Origin of the sequence: Burkholderia sp. JP2-270, assembly GCF_003233675.1 — a bacterium.
Classification (GTDB): Bacteria; Pseudomonadota; Gammaproteobacteria; order Burkholderiales; family Burkholderiaceae; genus Burkholderia; species Burkholderia pyrrocinia_C.
This window is the reverse complement of sequence record NZ_CP029825.1, coordinates 2,097,514-2,122,501: the sequence shown is the minus strand read 5'-3', so window position 1 is coordinate 2,122,501 and position 24,988 is coordinate 2,097,514. Positions and strand designations below refer to the sequence as shown.

Sequence of the window (24,988 nt, the reverse complement as noted above, 5' to 3'; positions counted from 1 at the left end):
CCGACACGCGCACACGGGCGGACGCGGCAACGTCCGCCGCGCCGGCACGGTGTGCATCGTTGCACGGATGCGGGCGGCAACAACGCCCGCATCCTGACGATCAGAATGCCTTCACCAGCTTGACGATCGTCAGCGTGCCGTTGACGTTCTCGATCCGGACCCTGACCTTGTCGCCCACATGCACCTGCTCGAGCATGGCCGCGTCCTTCGCCTTGAACGTCATCGTCATCGGCGGCATCCCGACGTTGTCGAGCGCGCCGTGCTTCAGCGTGACCTTGCCGCTCGCGGCATCGACCTTCTTCACTTCCGCATCGGTCAGCGCGGCATTCGACTCGGCCGGGCCATCGGACGACATCTTCATGCCGGACATGTCCATGCCCGACATGTCGCCGGCGGCAAACGCGGGCGTTGCAAAAGCGCCGATCGCGAGAACGGCAGCGGTGGTAGCAATCAATTTCTTCATCGGGATTCTCCGGTTTGGGTGGACGGCACGTTCATGCCGTGAGGAACTGCATCGAAATGCCGCGCATCGCTCGCGCTCCGCACATGACGGCGCTGAAGCAGAAGCCATGCGGCGGGAATGACGAACATCGACAGCAGCGGCGCGGTGACCATGCCGCCGACCATCGGCGCGGCGATGCGCTGCATGACTTCGGAGCCGGCGCCGTGCCCGACCATGATCGGCACGAGGCCGGCGAGCACGACGGCGACCGTCATCGCCTTGGGCCGCACGCGCAGCACCGCGCCTTCGCGAATCGCGTCGAGCAGCAGCGCATCGGTCAGCGGTTCGCCGGCGTCGAGCCGGCGCGTCAGCGCACCCTTCAGGTACAGCAGCATCACGACGCCGAATTCGGCGGCCACGCCCGCGAGCGCGATGAAACCCACCGACGTCGCGACGGACACCGCATGGCCGAGCCCCCACACGAGCCAGAAGCCGCCGACCAGCGCGAACGGCACCGTCGACATCAGCAGCAGCGCGTCCGCCGCCGAGCCGAACGTGAGGAACAGCAGCACGAAGATCACGACGAGCGTCACCGGCACGACGGTGCGCAGCGTCGCCGCCGCGCGTTCGAGATACTCGAACTGCCCCGACCACGCGATCGAATAGCCGGGCGGCAACGCGACCTGTTGTGCGACCGTCTGCTGCATCGCGCGAACCGCCGTGCGCAGATCCGTGCCGCGGATATCGACGTACACGTAGCCGGACAGCCGCGCGTTTTCGCTGCGGATCATCGGCGGACCATCGGCGATCGCGATGCGCGCGACGTCGCCGAGGCGGATCTGCGCACCGCGTGTCGTGACGACCGGCAGTTGCCGCAGGTTCTCGAGCGAATCGCGGATCTCGCGCGGATAGCGGATGTTGATCGGAAAGCGCTCGCGCCCCGCGATCACTTCGCCGACATCGTCGCCGCCGACCGCCGACGACACGACCGACTGGATATCGGCGACCGACAGCCCGTAGCGCGCGGCGGCGAGCCGGTCGATGTCGACGTCGATGTAGCGGCCGCCGTTCAGCCGTTCCGCGAGCGCGGACGTGACGCCCGGCACGTGCTTCACCGCCGCCTCGACCCGCATCGCGATCGCGTCGATCCCCTTCAGGTCCGGCCCGGAGATCTTCACGCCGACCGGCGTCTTGATGCCGGTGGACAGCATGTCGAGCCGGTTGCGGATCGGCGGCACCCACACATTCGACAGGCCCGGCACCTTCACCGTCCGATCGAGCTCGTCGACGAGCTTCTCCGGCGTCATGCCGGGCCGCCATGCGCTGCGCGGCTTGAAGCGGATCGTCGTCTCGAACATCTCGAGCGGCGCGGGATCGGTCGCGGTATCGGCACGCCCCGATTTGCCGAACACCGTGTCGACCTCGGGCACGGTCTTGATCAGCCGGTCGGTCTGCTGCAGCAGCTCGCTCGCCTTGTCGGCCGAGATGCCGGGCAGCGCGGTCGGCATGTACAGCAGGTCGCCTTCGTCGAGCGGCGGCATGAATTCGCCGCCGAGCCGCGACAACGGCACGGCCGTCAGCACGAGCGCGACGATGGCGACGCCGATCGCGAGCCACGGGCGCCGCAGCGTCGCTTCGAGCAGCGGCCGGTACACGCGGATCAGCACGCGGTTGATCGGATTCGCGTTCTCGTGCGGAATGCGGCCGCGCACGAGATAGCCCATCAGCACGGGCACCAGCGTGACCGACAGCCCGGCGGCCGCGGCGATCGTATAGGTCTTCGTGAACGCCAGCGGCGCGAACAGCTTGCCCTCCTGCCCTTCCAGCGAAAACACCGGAATGAACGACAGCGTGATGATCAGCAGCGAGAAGAACAGCGCCGGCCCGACTTCCGCAGCGGACGCCGCGACGAGTTCCCAGCGGCGCGCGGCCGTGATCGGCTCGCCGGGATGCGCGTGGTCGTATGCTTCCAGATGCTTGTGCGCGTTCTCGATCATCACGATCGCCGCATCGATCATCGCGCCGATCGCGATCGCGATCCCGCCGAGCGACATCAGGTTCGCGTTCACGCCCTGGTAGCGCATCACGATGAACGCGACCAGCACGCCGAGCGGCAGCGACAGGATCGCGACGAATGCGCTGCGCAGATGGAACAGGAACACCGCGCAGACGATGCCGACGATCACGAATTCCTCGATCAGCTTGTCCTTCAGGTTGCCCACCGCGCGCTCGATCAGTTGCGAACGATCGTAGGTCGTGACGATCTCGACGCCGGGCGGCAGCGAACGCTTCAGGTCGGCGAGCTTCGCCTTCACCGCGTCGATCGTCGTCAGCGCGTTCTTGCCCGAGCGCATCACGATCACGCCGCCCGTCACCTCGCCCTGCCCGTTCAGCTCCGCGATCCCGCGCCGCATCGCCGGGCCGACCTGGATCCGCGCGACGTCGCCGAGCAGCACCGGCGTGCCCGCGTCGTCGGTGCGCAGCACGACGCGCCGGAAGTCGTCGAGCGTGCGCAGGTAGCCGGACGACCGCACCATGTACTCCGACTCGGCCAGCTCGACGACCGAACCGCCGGACTCCTGATTGGCCTGGCGCAGCGCGTCCGCAACCGCCGCCTGCGTGATCCCGTACGCGCGCAGCTTGTCGGGATCGAGCACGACCTGGTACTGGCGCACCATGCCGCCGATGCTCGCGACTTCCGATACATCCGGTACCGCCTTCAGCTCGAACTTCAGGAACCAGTCGTTGAGCGCGCGCAGTTGCCCGAGATCGTGATGGCCGGTGCGGTCGACGAGCGCGTACTCGTACACCCAGCCGACGCCGGTCGCATCCGGCCCCAGCGACACCGTCGCGCCTGCCGGCAGCCGGCTCTGCACCTGGCTCAGGTATTCGAGCACGCGCGAACGCGCCCAGTACGGATCGGTGCGGTCGTCGAACAGCACATAGACGAACGCGTCGCCGAACGACGAATACGCTCGAACGGTTTTCGCGCCGGGCACGCCGAGCAGCGTCGTCGTCAGCGGATAGGTGACCTGATCCTCGACGACCTGCGGCGCCTTGCCCGGATACGACGCCTTCACGATCACCTGCGTGTCCGACAGGTCGGGCAACGCATCGAGCGGCGTCTGCCGCAGCGAATGAACGCCCCACGCGGCGATCAGCACCGTAGCGAGGAGCACCAGGAAGCGATTGTGGACGGACCAGCGAATGATGCGCGCGATCATTGCCCGCCTCCTTGCGGCTCGACCTTCGTCAGCCGGTAGCCGTCGTCGGTCTGCGTGAACGCGAAGCGCACCGTCTGGCCCGGCTTCACGTCCGGAAACGCGCGCGCCGACGGCTTGCCGAACGCCATCGTCATCGCGCCCCAGCCGAGCGCCGGAATGGGCTGATGCGAGAACGTGATGTCGTCGGCCGTGACCTTCTCGACCTTGCCGGTGGTTTCGTAGACCGGCGCAGCCGCGGCGGCGGACGATGCGGCCGCGCTTGCTCCCGCGGCCCGCTCCAGCTTCGGCAGCACGCCTTTCAGGCTGGCTTCCGAATCGATCAGGAACTGCCCCGATGCGACGACTGTGTCGCCTTCGTTCAACCCGTCGAGCACTTCCGTGTCGCCGCCGACGTCATTGCCGACCGTCACCGACACCGGCTGAAGCCGGCCGTCGCCGTTCTTCACGATGACGATCGTGCGCTTGCCGGTCGCGATCACCGCTTCGGACGGCACGAGCAGGCGCGAAACCGACTCCTTCGCGGCGACGCGCACGCGCATCAGCATCCCGGGCGTGAGCTTCAGCGACCCGTTGTCGATCTCCACGCGCGCCTGCAGCGTGCGGCTGCCCGCGCTGATGCCGGGCAGCACTTCGCGGATGCGCCCGGTGAAGTGCCGCGCCGGATCGCCCGCGAACGTCGCGTCGACCGACATCCCCGGCTGCACGTTCAGCGCGAGCGCTTCCGGCACCTCGACGATGAGCCACAGCGTCGACAACCCGGCGATCTTCGCGAGCGTCTGCCCGGGCGCGACCATCGCACCGTCGCGCACGTTCAGCTCGCTGACGACGCCGTCTTCCGGCGCGGTCAGCACGATGTGCGTCTGCGCGCGGCCGGTACGCTCGAGATTCGCGATCATGCCGTCGGGAATCGACAGCGCGCGCATGCGTGCACGCGACGCATCGAGCAGGGCGCCGTCCATCCCGCCGCGCTTGAGCGCGAGATATTCCTCTTGCGGCGCGAGCCAGTCAGGCACGAACAGCGACGCGACCGGCGCGCCCTTCACGATGCGCTGCATCGGTGCGCGCGCATACAGACGGTCGATATAGCCGGTGACGCGCGACTGAACGACATCAGCGCGCGATTCGTCGAACTGCGTAGTGCCCACTGCGTCGAATCCGGCCGCAGTCTGCTGGCGCCGAACGCTCGCATAGCGAATGCCGAGGTTCTGCTGCAGGCCCGGATCGATCCGGATACCTGACGAACCACCGCCTTCGTCCGCATAGACGGGCTGCAACTGCATGTCCATGAACGGCGATTTGCCCGGTTTGTCGAAGTGCTGGTTCGGCACCATCGGGTCATGCCAGTACAGCACCTTGCGTCCCGTCTTTGGATCGGTCGCGCCTGCAGGTGCGGCCGCAGGCGCGGCGGCAGCGGCGGTCATCCCCGCGCCGCCCGCCGCATGGCGGACGCCCGCGAAATAGCCGGCGCCGAGCAGCGCCGCGGCGGCGAACGTCAACAGCGCCGCGCGTGCCAGCGATTGCTTCGTCATGAGGTTCTCCTTCACTGCGCGGCGGCCAGCGTCGCCGGCACGACCTGATATTCGAGCTGCGCCCAGGTCTGCGACACGTCGCGCCTGAGATCGAGCACCTGCAACTGCGCTTCCAGTTGCGCGCGCCGCGCGGCGAACGTGTCGGCAAGCGAACCCGTGCCGGCCCGGTAGGCGGCATTGGCGAGCTGCACGCGCTGATCGGCGGCGGGCAGCAGCGCTGCGCTCAGGTTCGCGATGCGTTCGCGGCCGTTCGCCAGCGTTTCGGACTGCGTGCGGATATCGGCCTGCACCTGGCGTAGCGTGTCCTCGTACATCAGCCGCGCCTTCGTCGCGAGCGCGGCCTTCTCGGCGACGTCGCGGTTCTGGCGGTTCTTGCGGTTGATCGGCAACGGGATCGAGACCCCGACCGACACCATGTTCGAATACGCGCCGCCGCGCTGCTGATACGCGATCTCCCACGTCCAGTTCGGGCTGCGCTCGCTGTTCGCGACCGCAGTGTCGGCTTCGGCGACCGCGATGTCGCCTGCGGCGGCAACGAGCGCCGGTTGCGACAGACGCAATTCGTCCGGCGGCAGCGACGACACGAAGGATTCGGGCGCGGGCGGCGTGCCCGTCACGTCCGCAACCGGCGTGGCCGTCCAGCGGGCAAGCGCGATGAGTGCGGAGCGATACGCCTGCTGCGCCTTGAGCACCTGATCCTGCGTTTGCGCGAGCATCGCGCGCGCCTGCACGACATCGCCCGCGCTCGCCTTCGCGCCGCGATACGACGCCTGCGTCGCGTCGAGTTCATGGTTCATGTGCGCGAGCAGCGCTTGCTGAAGCGCGAGCGCCTGCTTTGCGTAGACGGCGTCGAGCCAGGCCGTCGCGGTCTGCCGGCGCACGGCGGCGAGCTGCACGAGATAACCCGCGCGTTCGCGGCCGACCTGCTCGCCGGCCAGCGCCGAGCGCAGCCGCCGCTTGTCGCCGGACACCCATTCCTGCTCGATGCCGATGCGACGCATCGTCATGAAGTCCTGGCCGACGGTGAAGCGCTGCGCGCCGTTGACCGGCAGGTTGTCGATGCCGGCCTTGAGCATCGGGTCCGGCAACTGGCCGGCCTTGACGGCCGCTTCCGAACTCGCATGCACCGAAGCCTGCGCGGCCTGCATCGAAGCCGAATGATCGATGGCGGACTGCAGTGCGGCGTCCAGCGTGAAAGGCGCCTGCTGCGCGTGAACGGCGCCCGCCACCAGCAGCGCGGCCCACAGCACGGGCGCGCGCCGACACGCACGCCGCGTGCGCGGCGTGCCGGAATCGAATGACATGGTTTAACCCCAACGTCGGAATCCAAAGGGATTCCACGTCCTGCGCACAGGACGAACCTCACCGCCTTGGCGGTGAACCGGTCGGATCGGGATCAGCTAATGCGTGGAGGGCGCCACAACCCGCTCGGGTCGCGGACCGGGACGGACTGCGTGTAGTGAAAGACGATCGTGCTGGCGAATGCAGCGGGACGGGTGACGTCGACGCGGGCGGCCGGGTGATAGAGACTGCCGAACTGGCATTGGGCCGTCACCTTGCAGGCCATGCCCTTGGCTTTGGCCTTCGCTTTCGCGCTGTCGGCGGAGTGCGGCTTCATCGAATCGCAATCGCTCATGTCGGCGGACATCTTCATGCCGGTATCCGCTTCCATCGACATCGTGTGCTGCATCGGACATTCACCGGTCAGGCCGCTGGCTGCCAGCCCGCTGATGGGCAGCACCGCGCAAAGCAGCAGCAGGATGAAGGTTCGAAGCAGTTTCATGGCGGCGATTATAGCGCGGCATTTTGCTGCGTGGCAGCGCGTCGATAGCGCAAAACGGTCGCGGTGCGGCGGGATGACGCGCCGCATCCGTGACCGTCGCCGCGCGCTACCGCGACAGGCCGTCCGCCGCCAGCACGGCCTGCACCGCCGGCCGTTCCCGCACGCGCTCGTACCACGCCCGCAGATGTGCATAGCGGCTCAGGTCGATGTCCGCGTTGTACACCGAGCGCATCCAGTCGGCCTTGCCCCAGCCGGTCAGCGCGAACAGGTACGCATCCGCAACCGTGAACGTATCGTCCGTGACGAACGCCTTGCCGTCGAGCTGGCGGTCGATCCATGCAAAGCGGCTGTCGAGCTTCTGCCGCACGGGCTCGACGTACTTCCCCGCCTGCACGGCGTACAGCAGCGGGACGAAGCCCTTGTGAATCTCGGTGCCTAGGAAGGTGAGCCATTCCATCAGCCGGTAGCGGGCGAGCGTGCCGTACGCGGGCGCGAGCGCAGTTTCCGGGCGCAGATCCGCGAGATACTGCGCGATCACCGGCCCTTCTCGCAGCATCGTGCCGTCGTCGAGTTCGAGCAGCGGCACGTAGCCGAGTTCGGTCACGTCGTAGTAGTTGCGTCCACCTTCGACGACATGCTTGCGCGCGTCGACGTTGATGATCTGCGCGTCGATATCGGCTTCGTGCAGCACGATGCGGATCGCCTGCGAACAGCTGCCGGGAGCGTGATAAAGCTTCATGCGTTTCCTTCGTTGGTTGTCCGTGTATCGATTCGCCGCGACGCGGGCGCTAATATCTCGCATCGGCGCATGACTGGGAAGACGGCAGTCGTTTGTGCCGTAGTCACAAAAAGTTTACCGACCAGGGTTCAGCAGGATGAAAACGAGTGCGACAGGATGTTCAGTTGAAGAAGCGATGCGCCTGCTCGGCGGCCGCTGGCGGCTGTTGCTGGTGTCGTATCTGCTCGACGGGCCGCGGCGCTTCAGCGACCTGCGCCGCGACATGCCGGGCATCTCGCAGCGCATGCTGACGCTCGACCTGCGCGCGCTCGAGGACGCGGGGCTCGTGCGGCGGACCATCTATCCGGAAGTGCCGGTGCGCGTCGAGTACGATCTGACCGCGGACGGCGACCGGCTGCGGCCGGTCGTCGAAGTGATGCGCGAATTCGGGCTGTGGCTGAAGGCGCGCGATGCCGATGCGACGCCCGCAGCCGCGGTGGCAATTGAAACGGCAAGCCGCTCACCCCAATAACCTATTACGCAGGAACCTACGTTCATGGACCTTCACGCTACCGTCGGCGCGGCAACGTCCGACCTCGACGACGACGAAAGCTTCGCCAACATCTACTGTCACGACGCGGAGCAGGACTATTGCTTCGCGCTGTCGCGCTTTCCGGACGACACGCTGATCGAAGTGATGGCGCGCGACCAGATCAACTGGCGCGTCAAGGATCTGTCGGTGCGCCTGACGGACGACACGATCGACGTCGAGATCGAAGCGGGCATCGCCGCGCGCCTCGACGGGCAGACGCGTTACGTGATCCATCTCGCGCCCGGCCAGTACGATCCGGTCGCGCTGCGCGCCGCGCTGAAGGAGATCTTCGTCGGCAAGAGCGGCTATCGCGACGACAGCGCGGGCGGTTAGCGGCTCAATCGCACGGTCGTCGTCGCCTTCGCGATGGCCTGGTAGTGAGCGGTAAAGCCGACGACCGCAGGCGTCGCATCACGCTCAACCGGCAGCGTCGCCACCTTGAGCGCGGTCAGCGCAATGACGTAGCGATGTGTCTCGCCCTGCGGCGGGCACGGGCCAAGATAGCCGGCGTGGCCGGTGTCGTTCTTCATCGGGACGGCACCCGCCGGCAGTCTGCCAACGTCATTGCCCGAACCGGGCGCGATACCATGAGCCGACGCCGGGATATCGGCGACGACCCAGTGCCAGAATCCGGAGCCCGTCGGTGCGTCGGCATCGAACATCGTCAGAAGGTAGCTTTGCGTTCCCTCCGGAGCACCGCGCCACCGTATGGATGGCGAAATGTTTTGACCGTGGCAGCCGAAGCTGTCCGATACCTGCGCGGGATCAAATGCGCCGCCGGCGAGCTCCGCACTTTCGATCGAGAAATCGCCTGCTCGTGCCGTACCGGCAGCGATCATCGCAACACAAAGGGCGAAACCGGGCTTGAATGTCTTCATCGTCAACCTCACCAGCAAGCAGGAATGGAACGGACATTCTTGTCATCGCGCCGATCCTGAACAAGGCGTGCAAAGGTACCGGTATCGCGACTACCCGGCAACGTCCGGCCATGTCGGTCCCGCTCGCGGAACGTGCCGGATGCCGGTACATTGGCGGCAAACGGAAGCCGGGCGCCGCCGGCCGCTTTCATCCTCATCCACGCCTTTCATCCCTGATCCGGCCATGACGCGTCCCTCGCGACTCCGTTCGCTGCTCCACGGCTCCATGCTGCTGCTCGCCGCCGGTGCGTCGATTGCGCCCGCCGCGCATGCGGCCAGACTGACCTGCCCCCTTCGGGGGACAAGCGAGGTTTTGCGGGGCGCGAAGTCGCAAGGACGCCTGCCGGTGTTTCCCCTTAATGACGTTTTTCACCGCAATCGCTACAATCCCGCCGCTTCTCACCGGGGACCCGCATGCTGCTCAACGTGAACCCCTCCCACCGCGACAACGACCGCTTCAACGTGTCGTTCAAGGCGCTGGGCGAGTTGATCGAGACGGTCGGCACGCCGCACTTCGTGCCGCGCCTCACGCAATTGCTGAACGACGTGGTGCCGCTCGACGTCGCGCACGTCGAACGCTCGCGCGTCGACGGCACGATGCCCACCGGCTACCGATGCGAATGGATCGGCAGCAGCGGCATCGGCACCGCGACGTCGGATATCTCGGACGTGATGACGCTCTACTACGAGCGCTTTCTCGACAGCGACCCGCTGTTCGCGGGGCTGCGCGGCAAGACGGGCACGATGCTCGTCGTGCGCGACATCGCGGCGATCCCGCCCGGCGAATTCCGCCAGCGGCTGTTCGACGACGTGCATATCGGCCACGAATGCGTGCTCGCGCGCGGCACGCGCTATTCGCAGCATTCGATCGCGCTGGAGCGCGGCCGCGACCGGCCGCCGTTCACGCTCGCCGAGATGAACCGCTTTCGCAGCATCAGCGACGTGCTGTTCCCGCTGCTCGAACTGCATGCGTCGACCACCGCCGTGCGGCGCGTCGCGCACCCGACGCCCGAAGTCCATCCGCTCGCGCAGTTCGATGCGCGGATCGCGGCCGACGGCGTGAAGCTGTCGAAGCGCGAATACGAAACATGCAAGCACCTGATCTCCGGCAAGACCGTGCCGGAAACCGCAGGAATCCTCGGCGTGCGCGTCACGTCGGCCGAGTCGTACGTGAAGCGCGCATTCGCGAAGCTCGGCGTGCGCACGAAACGCGAGCTCGCTGCGTGGGGTTCGGCCACCACCGCGTTCCCTTCCGCCGGATCGCACGACGGCGCCGCGCCACCCGCGATCACCCGCTGACCTCGCCAGGCCGCGCACGTCGACGCCGCGGTGCGCGCGACGCGTTCGCCGGCTGGCGCGATACGCCGCCCGCCGAGCGCGGCCGCATTCTCGCGACGATCGCCGAGCGCGTCGAAGCCGAACGCGATCGACTGACCCGTGCGTCCGCTCAGGATTCCAGACGAGTCTCTACCACGCGACCGGCACGCATGCGGCGCCGTCACTGTCGATGGGCCGCCGCTTCCGCCTCGGTATCGTGATACTCGGTAAACGCCGTGATCTTTCCGTTTTCGATCGTGATCAGATGCACCCACTCGTCCTCGTACGTGCGCCCGGTCGAGTGAACGTACCAGCGTTGTGTGCCGAGCACGACGACCCGGTTGCCGCTGGCGATGAACTCGAGCGGCTCGAACCGCTCCACGGTCTGCGTCGACGAAAGCGCCCCGAAGAACGCTGCGACCTCCTGAGGCCCATGTCGTCTGCCTGCGAACGGAATGATGCCGGTCGGCCCTGGTATGAACCAGTCGACGCTTTCGGAGAGCGTCTGCAGGATGCCATCGATATCGGCCCTGCCGAACGCCGCGTACGCCTGCTGCACCAGTTGAACGTTGCTTTGCTCGGTCATCGTGCCCTCCGTCATCGCCGGTTGCAGCGTTGCGGCGCGAAGCCCGGGCTGCAGTCATTTCAGCATAGTCGAACCGCAGCGCGACACACTTAGGGTTGGCGAGCAATCTATCGACGATGATTTGATATGAGCAATCCGGGGCACCGCTATCCTGCCGCGACGATGACATGCGCCTGCATCTTGCCGGCCACCGGCCCGTCGCCAGCGTCATTGCCGCGTCACTTCCGCGTCGCCACGACGAACAGGCGCGGGAACGGCAGCAGCACGGTGCCGTCGTCGAGGGCCGGATAGCCGTTCGGCCCGGCGATCGCATCGCGATAGCGCGCGAGGAACGCACGCTGTTCGCCGTCGTCGAGCGCCGCGAGGAACGGCCGCAACGCACTGCCCTTGAACCATTCGACGACCGCGTCCGCGCCGCCGCGCAGCGGATGGTAGTAGGTCGTGCGCCACACGTCCACGCGCGAACACAGCAGCGACAGCAATGCGTAGTAGTAGCGCGCGTCGAACCGTTCGGTGCGCGCCGCACCTTTCAGCTTGTCGGCCCACGGCCCGGCCGCGGCGACTTCGCGCATCAGCCGGTGCGCGGGTTCGTCGAGGTTGTCGGGCATCTGCACCGCGAGATGGCCGCCCGGCGCGAGCCGGCCGACGAGCATCGGAAACAGCGTGTCGTGCGCAGGCACCCATTGCAGCACCGCGTTCGACAGGATCAGGTCGTAGCCGCCCGGGTCGTCCCACGCGGCCACATCGGCGATATCGAAGCGCAGTGCCGGCAGGCGCTTGCGTGCGGCCGCGATCATGTCCGCCGACGCGTCGATCCCGTGGACCGTCGCGTCTGGTGCGCGTGCGATCAGCGCTTCCGTCGAATTGCCGGGCCCGCAGCCGATGTCGATCGCCGTGCGGATCGGCGTGCGCGGCACGGCGGCCAGCAGGTCGCGCACCGGCCGCGTACGTTCGTCCTCGAATTGCACGTACTGGCTCGCGTATTGATCGAGTGGGGTCGTCACGATGGTTCTCCTTGTCGGCATGGGCGGCGCCGCCGCATCCGGGTGGGGGATGCATGCGGCCGCCGATGCAGCGCATTCTGCGACTGCGCCGCACTTCAGTAAAATGAATTTAATATCGTTATTGATTCAAATTTCTGATGAAGATCGATACGCTCGGTGTACAGGCCTTCGTCGCGATCGCCGACGGCGGCAGCTTCAGGCAGGCGGCCGACACGCTGCACGTGACGCAAACGGCGATTACGCAGCGGCTGCGCAAGCTCGAGTCGTTTCTCGGCGTCGCACTGGTCGAACGCACGACGCGCCGCACCACGCTGACCGAGATCGGCCGGCGCTTCCTGCCGCAGGCGCGGCGGCTGCTTAACGAGCTGTCCGATGCGCTGACCGAAATCCGCGAGACGGGCCTGAGCCAGCGCGGCGACGTCACGATCGCGTGCGTGCCGACGGTCGGCGTGCAATACCTGCCGCGCATCCTGCGCGCGTTCTCCGGGCGCCGGCCGCACGATCGCGTGAAGATCCTCGATCACGCATCGGCATCGGTGCTGCAGGCCGTGCTGCGCCGCGAAGCCGAATTCGGCATCAGCATCGCCGGCGACCAGCACCCCGAACTCGTCAGCGTGCCGCTCACGCACGACCCTTATGTGCTTGTCTGCCGCGACGATCATCCGCTCGCGAAGCGGCGGCGCATCCGCTGGGCGGCACTGCAGCCGCATCCGCTGATCTTCGCCGGCGAAGTGAGCGGCAATCGCGGGCTGCTCGAAGGCGCGCTGAAGACCAGCGGCGTGTCGCTGCATTCGTTCTACGAGGTGCAGCGCAGCTCGACCGCGCTCGGGCTCGTCGCAGAAGGGCTCGGTGCGGCCGTGGTACCGAAGCTCGCGATCCAGAAGAACGCGTATCCGACGATCCGCACGATCGAGCTCGTCGACCCGTCGGTGTCGCGCACGCTCGTGCTCGTCACGCGCAAGAGCGCGCAACTGTCGCCCGCGGCGCGGGCGCTCTACGACATGATCGTCGAGCGCGCGACGCCTGGGCGGTGATTCGCGAGCGGGAAGGGCATTGCGCTTGCCGTCACCCGCTTGCGATGTCGGCGGATGTCAGGAACAGGCCCGTAACCGTGACAACGCGCTCAAAGCGTCTTGACCATGAACACGCGCGCGGTCCCTTCCGGCTCGCACGGCACTTCGCCGAAGGTCTCGTAACCCTGCTTCCGGTAGAAGTCCGGCGCCTGGAACGAGATCGTGTACAGCACCGCGCGTGCGCACCCGCGCCGTTTCGCTTCCGCTTCGGCCTCGCGCAGCAGCCGGCTGCCGAATCCGCCGCCGCGCAGCGATTCGGGCAGGTAGAACAGATCGATGAAGAAAAGGCCGAGCGAAGTCCGGCCGGTGAGGCCGCCCAATACCTCGCCGGTCGCGGGATCGGTCACGTAGACGTCGAGCGCGGCTGCGTCGGCGCGCCCCGTCATCGCGTGGTTGAATTCGCCGAGCTTGCGGCTGATGAAGTCTCGTGCGGCCGGCCGCTCGGTGTCGGTCAATTGAAGGGTAACGTCGGGATGGGCAGTCATCGGGCGAACGCGTGCGTGAAAAGGCCGCCGGGCGTGCAGCACCCGCAGCGGGCGTCGCACGACTATAGCGCGTCGCCCGCACGCCGGCATGCGGCCGAATCGAGTGCGACCGGCGCTTCCGCTGCAAAAGCACAAACGACGGGCGCATCGCCCGCCCACCGCTTCGTTGCACATTGTCGCGCTGCGTCGGCTCACGCCACCGCGAACGCCGCCTTCATGTCGGTCACGCTGCGCCGCTCGCGCACGATCTGCCCGGCGGCACGAAAGCCGCCGGGCGGTCCGAAGGATGGGGAAAACGAGCAGCCGAAGCGGCTGTGCCGCGCAACCCGTGCGTCGCGCGGATCACGTCACTTCGCGTTCAGTTCCTTCCAGCGCCGGTAGACGCCGATCGCGTCGCCGTGCTTCTGCTGCACCATCGGCAGCCGCCGCTCGTCGATCGGCTTCGCATACTCGGCGTAGAACGTGTCGAGTTCGAAGTACTTGCGGTCGTCGCGGTAGAACGGCGCGTAGTCCTCGCGCGTCGTGACGTAGATCACGCGCTTCGGGCTGCAGTAGTACAGCGATCCGAGGCACATCGGGCACGGGCTCGCGAGGATGTAGATCTCGCAGTCGGTCAGGTGTTCGGTGCCGAGCTTGCGGCACGCATCGCGCACCGCGAGGATCTCGGCATGCGCGGTCGGGTCGCTGGTCTGCGCGACGAGATTCGGGCTCTCCGCGACGATCTCGCCGTCGCGGACGATCACCGTCGCGAACGGGCGTCCGCCCTCTTCCACGTTCTTCATCGCGAGATCGATCGTGCGCTTCACAAAATCCATGGCTGTGTCCTCATTGAAACGGAATGGCGGGAACGTGCACCGGCCGGCGCACGTCGAGCGAACCAGCGCGGCGCCATCGCTGCGGCGCCGCGCAGACGTCGGAACGATCAGAACGGCTTGGTCGGCAGATACTTGCCGTCGAGCGTGATCACCGCGCGCGAACCGCCTTCGGGATCGTCGACCTTCTTCACGTCGAGCCGGAAATTGATCGCGCTGATGATGCCGTCGCCGAACTTCTCGTGGACCAGCGCCTTCAGCGTCGTGCCGTACACCTGCAGCATTTCGTAGAAGCGGTAAATGGTCGGATCGGTCGGCACGCGATCGTCGATGCTGCCGCGCAGCGGGATCGTCTGCAGCAGCAGCACCGCGTCGTCGTCGAGACCAAGCTTGTCGGCAACGACGCGCGCGGCGCCGGCCGGCAGCGCGTGCTGGCCAAGCAGTGCGGCCGTGACGAATGCTTCGCTCAAGCCCGTGCCTTCGGTGAGTTGCGCAAACGACAGGTTCTTGCGCGCCTTCGCGAGAACGACGGCCTCGGCAAGCGCGTGGCGGGCGGTCTGACTGTGCTGGGACTGGATCATGGCAATACCTCGTGGTTGGGTGGGAACGGTTCAGGCCGCGACGGGAAGCGTCGCGGGCGTAGCGCGGACGTCGGGATGGTCCGCCAGGGAGACGAACCGGCCGGTCGCGCCGTCATGGGCGTCGATGCAACCCGATTCGATGTCGTAGACCCAGCCGTGTAGCGCGAGACGCCCTTCTTCGAGCGCGAGCCGCACGGCAGGGTGCGTCTTCAGGTTCGCGAGTTGCGCGACGACGTTCTCGCGCACCATCGAGTCGATCCGCTCGCGTTCGCTGCGATGCGTGCGCGCCTCGTTCACGACGCGCGCCGAATCGGCGTAGCGCAGCCAGTGGCCGACCGCCGGCATGTGGTCCATGCACTGGCAGGTCGCGATCGCGGTCATCGCGCCGCAATCGGAATGCCCGCAGATCACGACGTCGGTCACGCGCAGCGCGGCCACCGCGTATTCGACCGATGCCGACACGCCGCCCGGCTCGGGGCCATACGACGGCACGATATTGCCGGCGTTTCGGATCACGAACAGATCGCCCGGTTCACGCTGCGTGACGAGTTCGGGCACGAGCCGGCTGTCCGAGCACGAGATGAACAGCGCACGCGGGTTCTGGCTGCGCGCGAGATCGCGGAACAGCGCGGCGCGCTCCGGATAGGCGTCGCGCTGGAACTTCAGAAAGCCTTCGATGATGTCCTTCATCGCGTGTCCTCCGGTGTGGGTGAAATCGATGAAGGGCAGGTTACGCCGGACTTCCAATAACGTAAAAGACTGATTTATGATCCAGTGGATAAGCAAAACTTATAGGAATCGTGATGCTGCTGCGCCATATCAACTACTTCCTGGCCGTCGCCGAACACCGCAGCTTCACGCGCGCGGCCGCCGCGCTGCACGTGTCGCAGCCCGCACTGTCGCAGCAGATCCGCCAACTCGAGGAGACGCTCGGCGCGCAACTGTTCGACCGCACCGGGCGCGTCACGCGATTGACGGACGCCGGCGACGTGTATTTCCGCTATGCGCGGCAGGCGCTGCACGATCTCGCGGAAGGCCGGCGCGCCATTCACGACGTGCAGGATCTCAGCCGCGGCTCGCTGCGGATCGCGGTCACGCCGACCTTCACGAGCTATCTCGTCGGGCCGCTCGTCGAGGCGTTTCACGGCCGCTATCCGGAAGTGTCGCTGTCGGTGCGCGAGATGTCGCAGGAGCGCATCGAGGCGCTGCTCGTCGACGACGAGCTCGATGTCGGCATCGCGTTCGAGGAAGTGCAAACGGCGGATATCGAAGTGGAGACGCTGCTGGTCGAGACACTCGCGCTCGTCGTGAACCGTCGGCACGCGCTCGCCGGGAAACGCAAGGCCGGCCTGCGCGCGCTGCACGACGCGCCGCTCGTGTTGCTCACGACCGAGTTCGCGACGCGTGTTCAGATCGACCGTTATTTCCGCGAGCACGACGTGCGGCCGCGTGTGCTGATGGAAGCGAATTCGCTTGGCGCGGTGATCGAGATCGTACGCCGCACGAATCTCGCGACGCTGCTGCCCGCGACGATCGCGGCCGGGCACGACGATCTCGTCGCCATCGCGCTCGATCCGGCCGTGCTGCGGCGCACGGCCGTGCTGCTGCAGCGCAAGGGTGCGTACCGGAGCGCGGCCGCGCGCGCGTTTGTCGAGTTGGCGCTCGCGCAGGGGACAGGCAAAGCGAAGGAGGAAGGCGATTCACGTCCGGCACGCCAAAGGGCGGCCGGCAAATGAACGCCTGAACTACATCGAATCGACGCGAAAAAACACGTCAGTTGTATCCGAGAATCGCCACCGCCGCGACATCCGGCCGATCGATCGTATTCCCGACGAGCGACGTCATCGGCTCCTGCAGCACGGCCTGATACGACGTCACGCGCGCCTCCTCCGGCACGCCCGCTTCATCCGATACCGGTTCGTCGAAGGCATCGAAACCGCTATAAAACCCCGGCTGCTTCTGCGAAAAAGTCATCTCCACTCCTTTGATGTGTCGTCGATGTTCTAACTGACCTGCTTCAACGCCGCCGCATGCACGGGCGCGCCGTCATGCACGGCCTCCGATCGCGCAAGCTGTGCGCGCGTGCGCCGCGTGATGTGAATCACCGCGAATACCACCGGCGCGATCAGCAGGCCTTCCGCCAATTCCGGATCGACCGGCAGGTTCATCACGTGCAACGCCTTGAACGCCGCCGTCGCGAGCGACAGCACGTAGTACGAAATGGCCGCCACCGACAGCCCTTCGACCGCGTGCTGCAGATGAAGCTGATTGCGCGCGGTGCGCTCCATTCCGGCCAGCAGGCGCGTCACGTCCTTTTCCTGCGCGAGGTTCACGCGCGTGCGCAACAGGTCGACCGCACGCGCGATCCGCGCAGCGATCTGCTCGTGGCGCGCCCATACGCTGCGGCACGTCTCCATCGCCGGCGCGAAACGCCGCTCCATGAATTCGGCGATCGTCGGCATTCCTTCGATGCGCTCCTCGCGCAATTCCTGAATGCGCGCCAGCACGAGCTTCTCGTACGCACGCGACGCGCTGAAGCGCGCGCCCGAACCCGACAGCGATTCGACCCGCACCGCGAGATGCGTGAGCTTGACGAGCAGCGCCGCGTCGTCGCCGTCGGCGCCGCTCGCGTCCATCCGCTGCATCAGCGCATGAAGTGCCACGTGGATCTCGTCGAGTTCGCGGCTCATCCGCCGCGCGACGGGCAGCGCGAGCAGCGCCATCATCCGGTACGTTTCGATTTCGTACAGACGCTGCAGCAGGCGGCCGCCCTGCTCCTCGCGGAAATCCTCGTCGACGACGAGAAAGCGCATGAAGCCGTCGTCACGCACGTGCCAGTCGCAGAACACCTTGCCGCCACCGAGCACGTTGCTGCCGACGAGCGCGGGCCCGTCGATCCAGCGGCGCAGGTCGCCGCAGACGAGCCGCGCGGCATCGCCCGACATCAGTTCCATCCGCACCGCGACGAAGCGGATGCCGGCAAGCCGCGCGAACCATGCGGCCGGAATGCCTTCGATCGCGAGATCGTCGAAATAGCCGGTATCGCGACGCGGCGCGACGAACGTAAAGGTCGAGAATTCGGTGTGGCGTTCCCACTTAAGGTGCCAGCCGCACGGCGACTGCACCGCGTAGTGCGTCGCGCCTTCGTGCGGCGCGGCAATGCCGGTATCGCGGCACAGCGCGTGCAGCAGCGTTTCGTGGATGTCGGGCTGGCCGTCCGCATAGATCGCGTAATGCGTGAGCGACACGGCTTCGGCAAGCCGCAGGAACGGCCTCGCGTGCAATTCCGCGGCCAAGGCGGCGCGCAACGGATGGTCCATCATCGATACACCACTCTTCCTGTTCAAGCCTGCGTGCCGGGCGGAGCGCCAGCGTGATCGCACTATGGCAGACACATAGCAACAATAAAAACGCATAATGCTGATCGTTACGTTCAGTTTTCCTGATACCCATGAAGATGCTCGATCACGACGTGCTGGCCACCGTCGTCGCCGTCGCGGAGACCGGCAACATGACCCGCGCCGCCGAAGCCGTGAACCGCTCGCAGTCGGCCGTGAGCATGCAGATCAAGAGCCTGGAAGACGCGATCGGCCGGCCGCTGTTCGTGCGCAAGCCGCGCAGCATCGTGCTGACGCGCGAGGGCGAGGTGCTGCTGGGATTCGCCAGACGAATGCTGGCGCTGCGCGACGAGGCATGGGCGGCCGTGGTGCGGCCGGAAGTGACCGGTAAAGTGGTGATCGGCGTGCCTGACGACTATGCGTCGTCGCTGCTGCCGTCGGTCCTGAAGAAATTCTCGGCGACCTACCCGAAGGTCGAGATCCAGGTGATGGGGCTGCCGAGCAGCGCGCTCGCGCCGCTGATCAAGGACGGCACCGTCGATCTCGTGTGCGGCACGCGCATCAAGGGGCTGACCGGCGACTTCATCCGCCACGAGCCGATGGCGTGGGCCGCGATGACGAACGGGCCGCGCGTGTGGGAAGAGCGGCCGCTGCCGATCGCGGTGTTCATGCCGGGCAGCGTGGCGCGCGAGAACGCGATCCGCAGCCTCGAACGCGCGAAGGTGCCGTATCGCACCTCGTATGAAAGCCCGAGCCTGCTCGGGCTGCTCAGCATGGTCGAGGCCGGCCTCGCGGTCGCGCCGCTCGCGCGCTGCGCGATTCCCGCGCAACTGTCGATGCTCGGCCGCTCGCACGGGCTGCCCGACCTGCCGCCGCTCGAACTGATTCTCGCGCGCAGCACGAAATCGAAGCGGCCGCCGTGCGACTTTCTCGCGGAGCAATTGATGGAAGACCTTCAGCGTCAGACCGGGCAAACCGGCGACGCGTGATCAGCGCGTCGCGCGAAACCCGGCCGCGGCCAGCGCCGCATTGACGTTCGCCGCGACCGCATCGACGAGTGCCTCGAGCGTATCGCCGCGCACGTGCGCATGTTCCGGTGCGACATGCTCCGCACGTTGCCAGCCCCACTGCGCGCCCGACGCGACCGACAGCGTCGCGCCGAACCGGTTGCCGTGGCGGCGGCCGAAGATGCTCACGCGCCGCTCGTCCAGATACGCCTGTTCGGGCAGACAAAGGCCGATCTCGATCGCGACCTGATCGGGGTCGTTGACCCGCGCGGCCGGGCTGACCGCCGGCGCGAACACCTTGCCGATTCGCAACGTCACGCAGGTCTCCCACGCCGCGAGCGGTCCGCCGGCCGCGTCGACGCGCTCGGTGTCGACCGACCACTGATGCCCGTCGGGCACGACGATCGCCTGATGCAGCAACATTTCGGCCACGCGCACCGTCGTCACGAGCTGCCGCGCGAGCTGCCGGCCCGACGGCAGCGACGCCGTCCGCGCGCGGCGGCTTGCCGGCCGCGCGCTATGCACTTCTTCCGTGAGGTACATGGACACTCCATATTCAGGATCGGCGCCGCGCGCGACGCGGCGCGCGAACATCCGCCGCCGGCGGGCGGACAGCACCGCGACCGACGATCCGGCGGCGAATCAAACGATCAACAAACAACCGACGCGCAATAATCGTTCCGCGACTCACCGGGGCTGCGGCCCGACGCGCAACCGGCGCGCGACGGGCCCGATCACCGCATCGGCCTGCTGCGCGATCAGCATGTGCAGCGTGAAATCCAGATCCTCCGGCGCGATCTCGAAGTGCACATGGATCACGTCGCGCACGGCGCGCGCGCTGACGACATACATGCCGAGCGGCGAATGCAGCAGCGCCGCGAGGCGGGCGCGCGCGCGTTCGCCGGCGTCGACCGTCAGCGTGACGGGCAACTGCAGGCGCGGGCGCGGCGGCGGGAACGGGACGACGGTGTTGCATGCGCCGGCGCGCACCTGACGGCCGGCGACATCGAAGGCGGGAACGGGATGAATGAAGGTCATGGAGCGGACGGAAGCCGTCTCGGCTGTTCGACACATGCCCAGCTTAGAAGACGATGCATAAACGTCGTGCAAAAAAACGGTGCGGCGGCGCAAAAAACGGCATGTGGAACGCATGCCCGCCGTCAGCGGCTGCGCGTCAGGCGGGCAGGCGGGCAGGCGGGCGCCAGTGTCGAGCCTGTCGTCCCGCTACGCGAACGCCTCGAGCGATGCGCGCCGCCGCTCGTCGACCATCGATTCGATCAGCGACACCAGGTCGTCGGTCAGCGGATCGCAGATGCCGGGCGAGCGATGCAGTTCGAGATCGGCCGCCGGCAGCGGCAGCGGCAGCGGCAGCGGACAGCGGACAGCGGACAGCGGCAGCCTGTCCGTCTCGTCGAGCACGCGTCAGTTCTCGGGCAGCGTACAGCGATCGATCATCGTCACGACCGCGCCGCGGTTCACCGCGATCTTGATGCCGGTCGGGCTCCGGCTCGTATAGACGATGTGATACGGACGCTCGGCCGTCGCGAGCGCCTGCAGCCCGCGCTGCCGGTAGCAGCACGTCTTGGGAAACAGTGCGAGCGGCACCCGCCGCATGCGGGTCGAGCGCGAAATTCCGATGCGCGGCCCGCGTGCACAGGCTCGAAACGTGCGTTCGGTTTTGACGGAAGCCCCCGCGCAACGGGTGTCGCCGTGTCGTCCGTTGTCCGCCGCACGCGAGCAAGGGTTTGTCTGGTTGGATTTCGATGCCTGCCTGCACTAGCCTCGTGAGGTCTGCCCCCGCGTCGTTCGGCCGGCGGGACGTGACGTTGTCGACGTTGTGCACATTGACAATCCAGTGTCGGCGCGCAGCCTCGCTGCCGAAGTTTCACTGCGTTCGATCACGCACATCGATGCCGCCAGAGAGACGCCCTTTGGCTCGCGTGCGATGTGACGCGCGTTCAGCGGACGCGTGACGTGACGCGAAGCGAAGCGATCCGGGGCAACGCGCGCGCCGCCCTGCCGTCGGTGTGCACCGGGGGGAAACCGCAGGCCCGATCGTGGAGACGCACCGTGAAACGCATGCCATTTCGCTGCATCCATGCCATCAGTTATGCAAGCGTGCTGCTCTTTCAGGCCCAAGCGCAGGCGCAGTCGCTGGACGCCCAGTCGACGCAGGAGAACATTTCCGCATTGCGCCAGGAAGTCGATCACCATCTGCAGGAACTGAGCACGCTCAAGCGCAAACTGGCCGACGAAGAAGCCAATCTCTCGCGCCTGAGCCGGGCGCTGGACAACCGGGAACTCGCGGCCCGGCGCGGTGGAGGCCCCGGTGATGCCGGCGGCCCCGGCGACGCAGCGCCGCAGGCCGATACCGGCGCCCCGGGTAACGCACCCGGCAGCGTGCAATCCGCGGCGGGGTCCGCCGCGCCGCCGAGCCAGCCGGTCGGCCGGGCGCCGGTAGCGGACACCGCACCGCCGCCCGTCGCGCCGATCTTCGATCAGCCCGGCGTGCTGACGCCGAAGAACAAGTTCGTCGTCGAGCCGTCGTTCCAGTTCAGCTATTCGTCGTCGAACCGCGTCGCACTCGTCGGCTACACGATCATCCCGGCGCTGCTGATCGGCCTGGTCGACGTACGCGAAGTCAAGACGACCACGCTGACGGGCGCGGTCGCGGTGCGCTACGGGATCACCAACCGGATGGAAGTCGAAGTCCGCGTCCCCTATGTGTACTCGACGAACGACACGATCAGCCGCGAGATCTTCACCGGTTCCGCCCAGGACAACGCGTTCAACAGCCACGGCAAAGGCCTCGGCGACGTCGAAATGACGCTGCGCTACCAGTTCAATACCGGCGGCCCCGACAAGTTCTATTACATCGGCTGGCTGCGCTTCAAGACCGCCACCGGCAAGAGCCCGTTCGACGTCGTCACTGACTGCGTCACGCGCTGCGTCGGCAATGCCACCGGCACCGGCCTGCCGCTCGAGCAGCCGACGGGCTCCGGCTTCTATGCGATCCAGCCGGGCCTCACGTGGCTCTTTCCGTCCGACCCGGTGGTGTTCTTCGGCAACTTCAGCTATCTGCACAACTTCAGCCGCGACAATCTCAGCCTCACGATTCGCGATGGCCAGAAGGACTTCATCGGCAAAGTGCAGCCCGGTGACATCTGGGGTTTCAATATCGGCATGGGCCTCGCGCTGAACGAGAAAGCGTCGGTGAGCCTCGGTTACGACCAGAGCATCGTGCTGCCCACGAAACAGAACGGCCAGACGGTGCCGAGCTCGGTGCGCGTGATCCTCGGCTCGCTGCTCCTCGGGTACTCGTACCGGCTGTCGCCGAAGACCACGCTGAATCTTTCGATCGGCGCCGGCCTCACGCGCGACACGCCGGACGTGGCCATGACGCTGCGCGTGCCGATTGCATTCTGATCGCCGGACGGCGCCGACGGCGGACCGCGCGACACACGCCGGCCCCGGCGTGCCATTGCCCGCTCATCTGCCATTCATTGGTCGCTCACCGATCCTTCATCGCCCCTTCAACGTCCCGGCAACGCGCCGATCAGCGCATTGTTCAGCGTCGACATCACGTTCAGGTTCTTGAACGCCGACAGTGTGTTGACGGTCGTGTTGATCGTCGTCACCGCCTGGATTTGCTGGTTGTTCAACGTGTTCTGGATCACCGCGCCGGTCAGCGCCGGCAGCGCGGCGGGCTGCGCGGCGTTGCCGGCGCCAACCTGGATCAGCGCGCCCGCATTCGCGGCCGCCAGCGCCTGCGCCTGTTGCGCAGTGATACGACTGATGTCCGGGATGTTGAAGTTGGTCGTCGTGACCAGATTGCCGTTCACGAACGCGACACGCGACACACCGAACGAAACCTTCAGGCCGCTCGGCATATCGAAGCCGCCGCGCATCGCATCTAGGCGTGCGTCGCTGAGCGCGATCGCGCCGGCTGCCGGCCAGTTCCGTTCTTGCGCGCCCCCAGGTTCCGAGGCCGGCGGCCCGGCCGCGCACTCCGCCATCGCGAGCGGCGCGGCACGCAGGATCGGCGCCCCCCCGGCCCGCGACTCCGCGGGCGCCGTATCGGCGCCCGCGTTCGCGCCGGATGCCGGCACGATGCGACTCGTCAGCGCGACAGGCTCGACGGTCGCGGCCGACGCGCCGTCCTGCATCGCCGCCGCACTCACGGACGTCACCCCGCCGCACACCATCGCGGCGATGCCGGCGATCTTCCTGGTCTCGGATCTCATGACGGTCCTCAAAAGTCGCTCGGGCCGTGCTTCGGCATCACGACGTTGTAAAGGCCGTCGCGGGCGATGCCGGTATAGAGCGGCGCGCTGGGCGCGACGCGCCAGTCACTCGGGTCGTTGAACACCGCCAGCTCGGGCCGGTTGTGGATCACGAAAATCACATGGTCTTCCCACTTCTGCTCGAAACTCTCCAGCGACATCGGCTGCGTGCCGGTGGCCGGATCGCCGACGAGCACACGCCCGTCACGCAGCCCCTTCACGACCACGAAATGGTGATAGCCGTGCTCGGTGATCAACACGATCGCCGGCGTGTGCGTCTTGGCGAGCGTCTGCAACGGCAGCTCGTAGCCGTCCGCGACGAAGCCGTGCGCGTCGAGAAAACGCCGGATGTCGAGCAGCGAGAAGCCCTGCTGGCGGATCTTCTCCTGATTGCCGTTCTCCCACATCTGGGCGAAGGCGGTCTGCTCGGTCATCGGATAGTCATACTGATAAGTCAGCAGCGTCGCGACGGCGGCCGACCCGCAGCTGAAATCGAACTGCTGCTTGACGGTGCGCTTGAAGCGCGCTTCCTTGAGACTCGTGACGTGCATCGCATAACCGGCGCCCGCCGGATCGACGACCGTCATCTCGTCCGCCTGTGCAACCGGGCCGGATAGCGCGTACGCGAGCGCCGCGATGCACGCTGCGGCAACCTGTTTCATCGCTCAGTTCCCGAAGCGCACGTTGAGCACCGTCGCGTTCTGAATCAGCACGTTGGCGCCGGTATTCTGGATGACCGTCGGCAGGCCGCTCGCATTGGCGAACGAGCCGTCGGTGATCGAATTCGAGCCGGTCGACACCCGGTTCGCCACGTTGTCGGTCACCGCACCGGTCAGATAGTTCTGGCCGATCAGCGCATCGCCGCCCCGATGCTCGTCGAGCTGGTCGGGCGTCATCGCGACGCCGAAGCTGCCCGCTTGCGCGGTCGCGGCGCCGGTCGCAGGGGGAGTAGCTGTCGCAGGGGGTGCGACGGCCGCGGCCGGATCGGCCTGATCCGCGCGTGCGGCGGGTGGGGATGGTGCGGCTGCCGGCGTAACGCCGATGGCTGCCTCCACCGCAACGGTTCGCGACCCGTCAGCCGTGGCATGGGCTGTCAGGCCCGGCAGCAGCGCCGCAGGCAATATCACCAGCGAAAGTGCCGTTCGGATTCGCATGGCTGTCTCCTTGGTCCCTGCGCGAGCCGGCTCGAACCCGGCGCACAGGGAGCGGAATCCGCGTGACCGTCGATCGACGGAAATCGGCCCGACCTGCGCCAACGAGAGCGAGACGGCCGTTCGGCCATCCCGCCCTCGCCGGC

At 67.1% G+C, this 24,988-nt stretch carries 30 protein-coding genes; 8 read left to right on the top strand and 22 right to left on the bottom strand.

What is annotated here, in order from left to right; all coding sequences use genetic code 11:
* Positions 1–100 precede the first annotated feature (100 nt).
* The 6 genes from DM992_RS27660 to DM992_RS27635 form a co-directional block, all read right to left on the bottom strand.
* Positions 101–469 carry a copper-binding protein gene (locus DM992_RS27660; protein WP_111020427.1) on the bottom strand — a complete coding sequence of 123 codons (369 nt, stop codon included), beginning with the start codon at positions 467–469 and terminating at the stop codon, positions 101–103.
* A complete protein-coding gene (locus tag DM992_RS27655) occupies positions 460–3,666 on the bottom strand; it encodes an efflux RND transporter permease subunit (RefSeq protein ID WP_111019468.1) in 3,207 nt (1,068 codons plus the stop codon). Before DM992_RS27655 ends, DM992_RS27660 begins: the two co-directional genes overlap by 10 nt.
* A complete protein-coding gene (locus DM992_RS27650) occupies positions 3,663–5,195 on the bottom strand; it encodes an efflux RND transporter periplasmic adaptor subunit (RefSeq protein ID WP_111020426.1) in 1,533 nt (510 codons plus the stop codon). Before DM992_RS27650 ends, DM992_RS27655 begins: the two co-directional genes overlap by 4 nt.
* A gap of 11 nt (positions 5,196–5,206) precedes the next feature.
* Positions 5,207–6,499, bottom strand: coding sequence for a TolC family protein (locus tag DM992_RS27645; protein ID WP_111019467.1), 1,293 nt, complete (start codon positions 6,497–6,499; stop codon positions 5,207–5,209).
* A 92-nt stretch (positions 6,500–6,591) separates the two neighbouring features.
* Entirely contained in the window at positions 6,592–6,978 is a 387-nt protein-coding gene (locus tag DM992_RS27640; RefSeq protein WP_111019466.1) for a hypothetical protein, read from the bottom strand.
* A gap of 106 nt (positions 6,979–7,084) precedes the next feature.
* A complete protein-coding gene (locus DM992_RS27635) occupies positions 7,085–7,717 on the bottom strand; it encodes a glutathione S-transferase N-terminal domain-containing protein (protein WP_111019465.1) in 633 nt (210 codons plus the stop codon).
* 136 nt (positions 7,718–7,853) lie between these two features.
* Here DM992_RS27635 and DM992_RS27630 point away from each other — a divergent pair, with 136 nt between their 5' ends.
* Entirely contained in the window at positions 7,854–8,228 is a 375-nt protein-coding gene (locus tag DM992_RS27630; protein ID WP_111019464.1) for a helix-turn-helix domain-containing protein, read from the top strand.
* 24 nt (positions 8,229–8,252) lie between these two features.
* Positions 8,253–8,621, top strand: coding sequence for a hypothetical protein (locus tag DM992_RS27625; RefSeq protein ID WP_111019463.1), 369 nt, complete (start codon positions 8,253–8,255; stop codon positions 8,619–8,621).
* Here the strand turns inward: DM992_RS27625 and DM992_RS27620 are convergent.
* Positions 8,618–9,166: a YbhB/YbcL family Raf kinase inhibitor-like protein gene (locus DM992_RS27620; protein WP_239511367.1), complete on the bottom strand. Its 549-nt coding sequence runs from the start codon at positions 9,164–9,166 to the stop codon at positions 8,618–8,620. The two genes, DM992_RS27625 and DM992_RS27620, sit on opposite strands and share 4 nt — an antisense overlap.
* Before the next feature lie 453 nt (positions 9,167–9,619).
* Here DM992_RS27620 and DM992_RS27610 point away from each other — a divergent pair, with 453 nt between their 5' ends.
* Both DM992_RS27610 and DM992_RS42390 read left to right on the top strand, forming a co-directional pair.
* Positions 9,620–10,504 (top strand): helix-turn-helix transcriptional regulator, encoded by an 885-nt coding sequence (locus tag DM992_RS27610; RefSeq protein WP_111019461.1) that lies wholly within the window; start codon positions 9,620–9,622, stop codon positions 10,502–10,504.
* On the top strand, positions 10,429–10,743 hold the full coding sequence (locus DM992_RS42390; protein WP_204356132.1) for an aldehyde dehydrogenase family protein: 315 nt from the start codon (positions 10,429–10,431) through the stop codon (positions 10,741–10,743). Before DM992_RS27610 ends, DM992_RS42390 begins: the two co-directional genes overlap by 76 nt.
* Here DM992_RS42390 and DM992_RS27600 read toward each other — a convergent pair.
* Together DM992_RS27600 and tam are read right to left on the bottom strand one after the other, a co-directional pair.
* A complete protein-coding gene (locus DM992_RS27600) occupies positions 10,704–11,108 on the bottom strand; it encodes a nuclear transport factor 2 family protein (protein ID WP_111020425.1) in 405 nt (134 codons plus the stop codon). The two genes, DM992_RS42390 and DM992_RS27600, sit on opposite strands and share 40 nt — an antisense overlap.
* A 218-nt stretch (positions 11,109–11,326) precedes the next feature.
* Positions 11,327–12,112, bottom strand: coding sequence for a trans-aconitate 2-methyltransferase (gene tam / locus DM992_RS27595; protein WP_111019460.1), 786 nt, complete (start codon positions 12,110–12,112; stop codon positions 11,327–11,329).
* 137 nt (positions 12,113–12,249) lie between these two features.
* Between tam and DM992_RS27590 the strand changes: the two genes are divergently transcribed.
* Positions 12,250–13,146, top strand: coding sequence for a LysR family transcriptional regulator (locus DM992_RS27590; RefSeq protein ID WP_111019459.1), 897 nt, complete (start codon positions 12,250–12,252; stop codon positions 13,144–13,146).
* A gap of 89 nt (positions 13,147–13,235) precedes the next feature.
* On the opposite strand, the gene DM992_RS27585 is transcribed toward DM992_RS27590, so the two are convergent.
* The 4 genes from DM992_RS27585 to DM992_RS27570 form a co-directional block, all read right to left on the bottom strand.
* Positions 13,236–13,670 (bottom strand): GNAT family N-acetyltransferase, encoded by a 435-nt coding sequence (locus DM992_RS27585; protein ID WP_111019458.1) that lies wholly within the window; start codon positions 13,668–13,670, stop codon positions 13,236–13,238.
* A 347-nt stretch (positions 13,671–14,017) separates the two neighbouring features.
* A complete protein-coding gene (locus tag DM992_RS27580) occupies positions 14,018–14,485 on the bottom strand; it encodes a nucleoside deaminase (protein WP_111019457.1) in 468 nt (155 codons plus the stop codon).
* A gap of 107 nt (positions 14,486–14,592) precedes the next feature.
* Positions 14,593–15,063 (bottom strand): cyanase, encoded by a 471-nt coding sequence (cynS, locus tag DM992_RS27575; RefSeq protein WP_111019456.1) that lies wholly within the window; start codon positions 15,061–15,063, stop codon positions 14,593–14,595.
* A 30-nt stretch (positions 15,064–15,093) separates the two neighbouring features.
* Positions 15,094–15,753: a carbonic anhydrase gene (locus DM992_RS27570; protein WP_111019455.1), complete on the bottom strand. Its 660-nt coding sequence runs from the start codon at positions 15,751–15,753 to the stop codon at positions 15,094–15,096.
* Between the two features lie 113 nt (positions 15,754–15,866).
* On the opposite strand from DM992_RS27570, the gene cynR reads away from it, so the two are divergent.
* On the top strand, positions 15,867–16,799 hold the full coding sequence (gene cynR / locus DM992_RS27565; RefSeq protein WP_111019454.1) for a transcriptional regulator CynR: 933 nt from the start codon (positions 15,867–15,869) through the stop codon (positions 16,797–16,799).
* A 37-nt stretch (positions 16,800–16,836) separates the two neighbouring features.
* Here the strand turns inward: cynR and DM992_RS27560 are convergent, their stop codons facing one another.
* Both DM992_RS27560 and DM992_RS27555 read right to left on the bottom strand, forming a co-directional pair.
* The gene (locus DM992_RS27560; RefSeq protein WP_111019453.1) at positions 16,837–17,037 is read right to left on the bottom strand and encodes a hypothetical protein; all 201 of its coding nucleotides are present in this window, start codon (positions 17,035–17,037) and stop codon (positions 16,837–16,839) included.
* Between the two features lie 29 nt (positions 17,038–17,066).
* On the bottom strand, positions 17,067–18,386 hold the full coding sequence (locus DM992_RS27555) for a DUF3422 domain-containing protein (protein WP_111019452.1): 1,320 nt from the start codon (positions 18,384–18,386) through the stop codon (positions 17,067–17,069).
* Between the two features lie 128 nt (positions 18,387–18,514).
* On the opposite strand from DM992_RS27555, the gene DM992_RS27550 reads away from it, so the two are divergent.
* Positions 18,515–19,390, top strand: coding sequence for a LysR family transcriptional regulator (locus tag DM992_RS27550; protein WP_034181902.1), 876 nt, complete (start codon positions 18,515–18,517; stop codon positions 19,388–19,390).
* Here the strand turns inward: DM992_RS27550 and DM992_RS27545 are convergent, their stop codons facing one another.
* The 4 genes from DM992_RS27545 to DM992_RS42940 all read right to left on the bottom strand — a co-directional run bounded on the left by DM992_RS27545 (position 19,391) and on the right by DM992_RS42940 (position 21,013).
* Positions 19,391–19,951, bottom strand: a complete 561-nt coding sequence (locus DM992_RS27545; RefSeq protein ID WP_111020424.1) for a hypothetical protein — start codon at positions 19,949–19,951, stop codon at positions 19,391–19,393.
* Positions 19,952–20,095: 144 nt separating this feature from the next.
* Complete coding sequence (locus DM992_RS27540; RefSeq protein WP_111019451.1) at positions 20,096–20,446, bottom strand: hypothetical protein; 351 nt, start codon at positions 20,444–20,446, stop codon at positions 20,096–20,098.
* A 186-nt stretch (positions 20,447–20,632) separates the two neighbouring features.
* On the bottom strand, positions 20,633–20,827 hold the full coding sequence (locus DM992_RS42945) for a hypothetical protein (protein ID WP_239511366.1): 195 nt from the start codon (positions 20,825–20,827) through the stop codon (positions 20,633–20,635).
* Between the two features lie 3 nt (positions 20,828–20,830).
* Entirely contained in the window at positions 20,831–21,013 is a 183-nt protein-coding gene (locus DM992_RS42940; protein ID WP_239511365.1) for a hypothetical protein, read from the bottom strand.
* A gap of 465 nt (positions 21,014–21,478) precedes the next feature.
* Between DM992_RS42940 and DM992_RS27530 the strand changes: the two genes are divergently transcribed.
* Complete coding sequence (locus DM992_RS27530) at positions 21,479–22,834, top strand: acetate kinase (RefSeq protein WP_111019450.1); 1,356 nt, start codon at positions 21,479–21,481, stop codon at positions 22,832–22,834.
* A 107-nt stretch (positions 22,835–22,941) separates the two neighbouring features.
* Here the strand turns inward: DM992_RS27530 and DM992_RS27525 are convergent, their stop codons facing one another.
* From DM992_RS27525 to DM992_RS42935, 3 genes are read right to left on the bottom strand one after another with little or no spacing between them, the layout of a single operon-like run.
* The gene (locus DM992_RS27525) at positions 22,942–23,652 is read right to left on the bottom strand and encodes a hypothetical protein (RefSeq protein WP_239511364.1); all 711 of its coding nucleotides are present in this window, start codon (positions 23,650–23,652) and stop codon (positions 22,942–22,944) included.
* An 8-nt stretch (positions 23,653–23,660) separates the two neighbouring features.
* On the bottom strand, positions 23,661–24,353 hold the full coding sequence (locus DM992_RS27520) for a C39 family peptidase (RefSeq protein ID WP_111019449.1): 693 nt from the start codon (positions 24,351–24,353) through the stop codon (positions 23,661–23,663).
* 3 nt (positions 24,354–24,356) lie between these two features.
* Positions 24,357–24,845 (bottom strand): hypothetical protein, encoded by a 489-nt coding sequence (locus DM992_RS42935; RefSeq protein ID WP_239511363.1) that lies wholly within the window; start codon positions 24,843–24,845, stop codon positions 24,357–24,359.
* Positions 24,846–24,988 lie beyond the last annotated feature (143 nt).

What these genes read in the sequence shown, in the direction of transcription:
- DM992_RS27585 (WP_111019458.1), bottom strand. Translation starts at nt 13,670, where the DNA reads ATGACTGCCCATCCCGACGTTACCCTTCAATTGACCGACACCGAGCGG.
- DM992_RS27630 (WP_111019464.1), top strand. Translation starts at nt 7,854, where the DNA reads ATGAAAACGAGTGCGACAGGATGTTCAGTTGAAGAAGCGATGCGCCTG.
- DM992_RS27620 (WP_239511367.1), bottom strand. Translation starts at nt 9,166, where the DNA reads ATGAAGACATTCAAGCCCGGTTTCGCCCTTTGTGTTGCGATGATCGCT.
- DM992_RS27525 (WP_239511364.1), bottom strand. Translation starts at nt 23,652, where the DNA reads ATGAGATCCGAGACCAGGAAGATCGCCGGCATCGCCGCGATGGTGTGC.
- cynR (WP_111019454.1), top strand. Translation starts at nt 15,867, where the DNA reads ATGCTGCTGCGCCATATCAACTACTTCCTGGCCGTCGCCGAACACCGC.
- cynS (WP_111019456.1), bottom strand. Translation starts at nt 15,063, where the DNA reads ATGATCCAGTCCCAGCACAGTCAGACCGCCCGCCACGCGCTTGCCGAG.
- DM992_RS27590 (WP_111019459.1), top strand. Translation starts at nt 12,250, where the DNA reads ATGAAGATCGATACGCTCGGTGTACAGGCCTTCGTCGCGATCGCCGAC.
- DM992_RS27570 (WP_111019455.1), bottom strand. Translation starts at nt 15,753, where the DNA reads ATGAAGGACATCATCGAAGGCTTTCTGAAGTTCCAGCGCGACGCCTAT.
- DM992_RS27550 (WP_034181902.1), top strand. Translation starts at nt 18,515, where the DNA reads ATGAAGATGCTCGATCACGACGTGCTGGCCACCGTCGTCGCCGTCGCG.
- DM992_RS27650 (WP_111020426.1), bottom strand. Translation starts at nt 5,195, where the DNA reads ATGACGAAGCAATCGCTGGCACGCGCGGCGCTGTTGACGTTCGCCGCC.
- DM992_RS27540 (WP_111019451.1), bottom strand. Translation starts at nt 20,446, where the DNA reads ATGACCTTCATTCATCCCGTTCCCGCCTTCGATGTCGCCGGCCGTCAG.
- DM992_RS27560 (WP_111019453.1), bottom strand. Translation starts at nt 17,037, where the DNA reads ATGACTTTTTCGCAGAAGCAGCCGGGGTTTTATAGCGGTTTCGATGCC.
- DM992_RS27625 (WP_111019463.1), top strand. Translation starts at nt 8,253, where the DNA reads ATGGACCTTCACGCTACCGTCGGCGCGGCAACGTCCGACCTCGACGAC.
- DM992_RS27635 (WP_111019465.1), bottom strand. Translation starts at nt 7,717, where the DNA reads ATGAAGCTTTATCACGCTCCCGGCAGCTGTTCGCAGGCGATCCGCATC.
- DM992_RS27555 (WP_111019452.1), bottom strand. Translation starts at nt 18,386, where the DNA reads ATGATGGACCATCCGTTGCGCGCCGCCTTGGCCGCGGAATTGCACGCG.
- DM992_RS42935 (WP_239511363.1), bottom strand. Translation starts at nt 24,845, where the DNA reads ATGCGAATCCGAACGGCACTTTCGCTGGTGATATTGCCTGCGGCGCTG.
- DM992_RS27580 (WP_111019457.1), bottom strand. Translation starts at nt 14,485, where the DNA reads ATGGATTTTGTGAAGCGCACGATCGATCTCGCGATGAAGAACGTGGAA.
- DM992_RS27655 (WP_111019468.1), bottom strand. Translation starts at nt 3,666, where the DNA reads ATGATCGCGCGCATCATTCGCTGGTCCGTCCACAATCGCTTCCTGGTG.
- DM992_RS27600 (WP_111020425.1), bottom strand. Translation starts at nt 11,108, where the DNA reads ATGACCGAGCAAAGCAACGTTCAACTGGTGCAGCAGGCGTACGCGGCG.
- DM992_RS27645 (WP_111019467.1), bottom strand. Translation starts at nt 6,499, where the DNA reads ATGTCATTCGATTCCGGCACGCCGCGCACGCGGCGTGCGTGTCGGCGC.
- DM992_RS27610 (WP_111019461.1), top strand. Translation starts at nt 9,620, where the DNA reads ATGCTGCTCAACGTGAACCCCTCCCACCGCGACAACGACCGCTTCAAC.
- DM992_RS27640 (WP_111019466.1), bottom strand. Translation starts at nt 6,978, where the DNA reads ATGAAACTGCTTCGAACCTTCATCCTGCTGCTGCTTTGCGCGGTGCTG.
- DM992_RS27545 (WP_111020424.1), bottom strand. Translation starts at nt 19,951, where the DNA reads ATGTACCTCACGGAAGAAGTGCATAGCGCGCGGCCGGCAAGCCGCCGC.
- DM992_RS27520 (WP_111019449.1), bottom strand. Translation starts at nt 24,353, where the DNA reads ATGAAACAGGTTGCCGCAGCGTGCATCGCGGCGCTCGCGTACGCGCTA.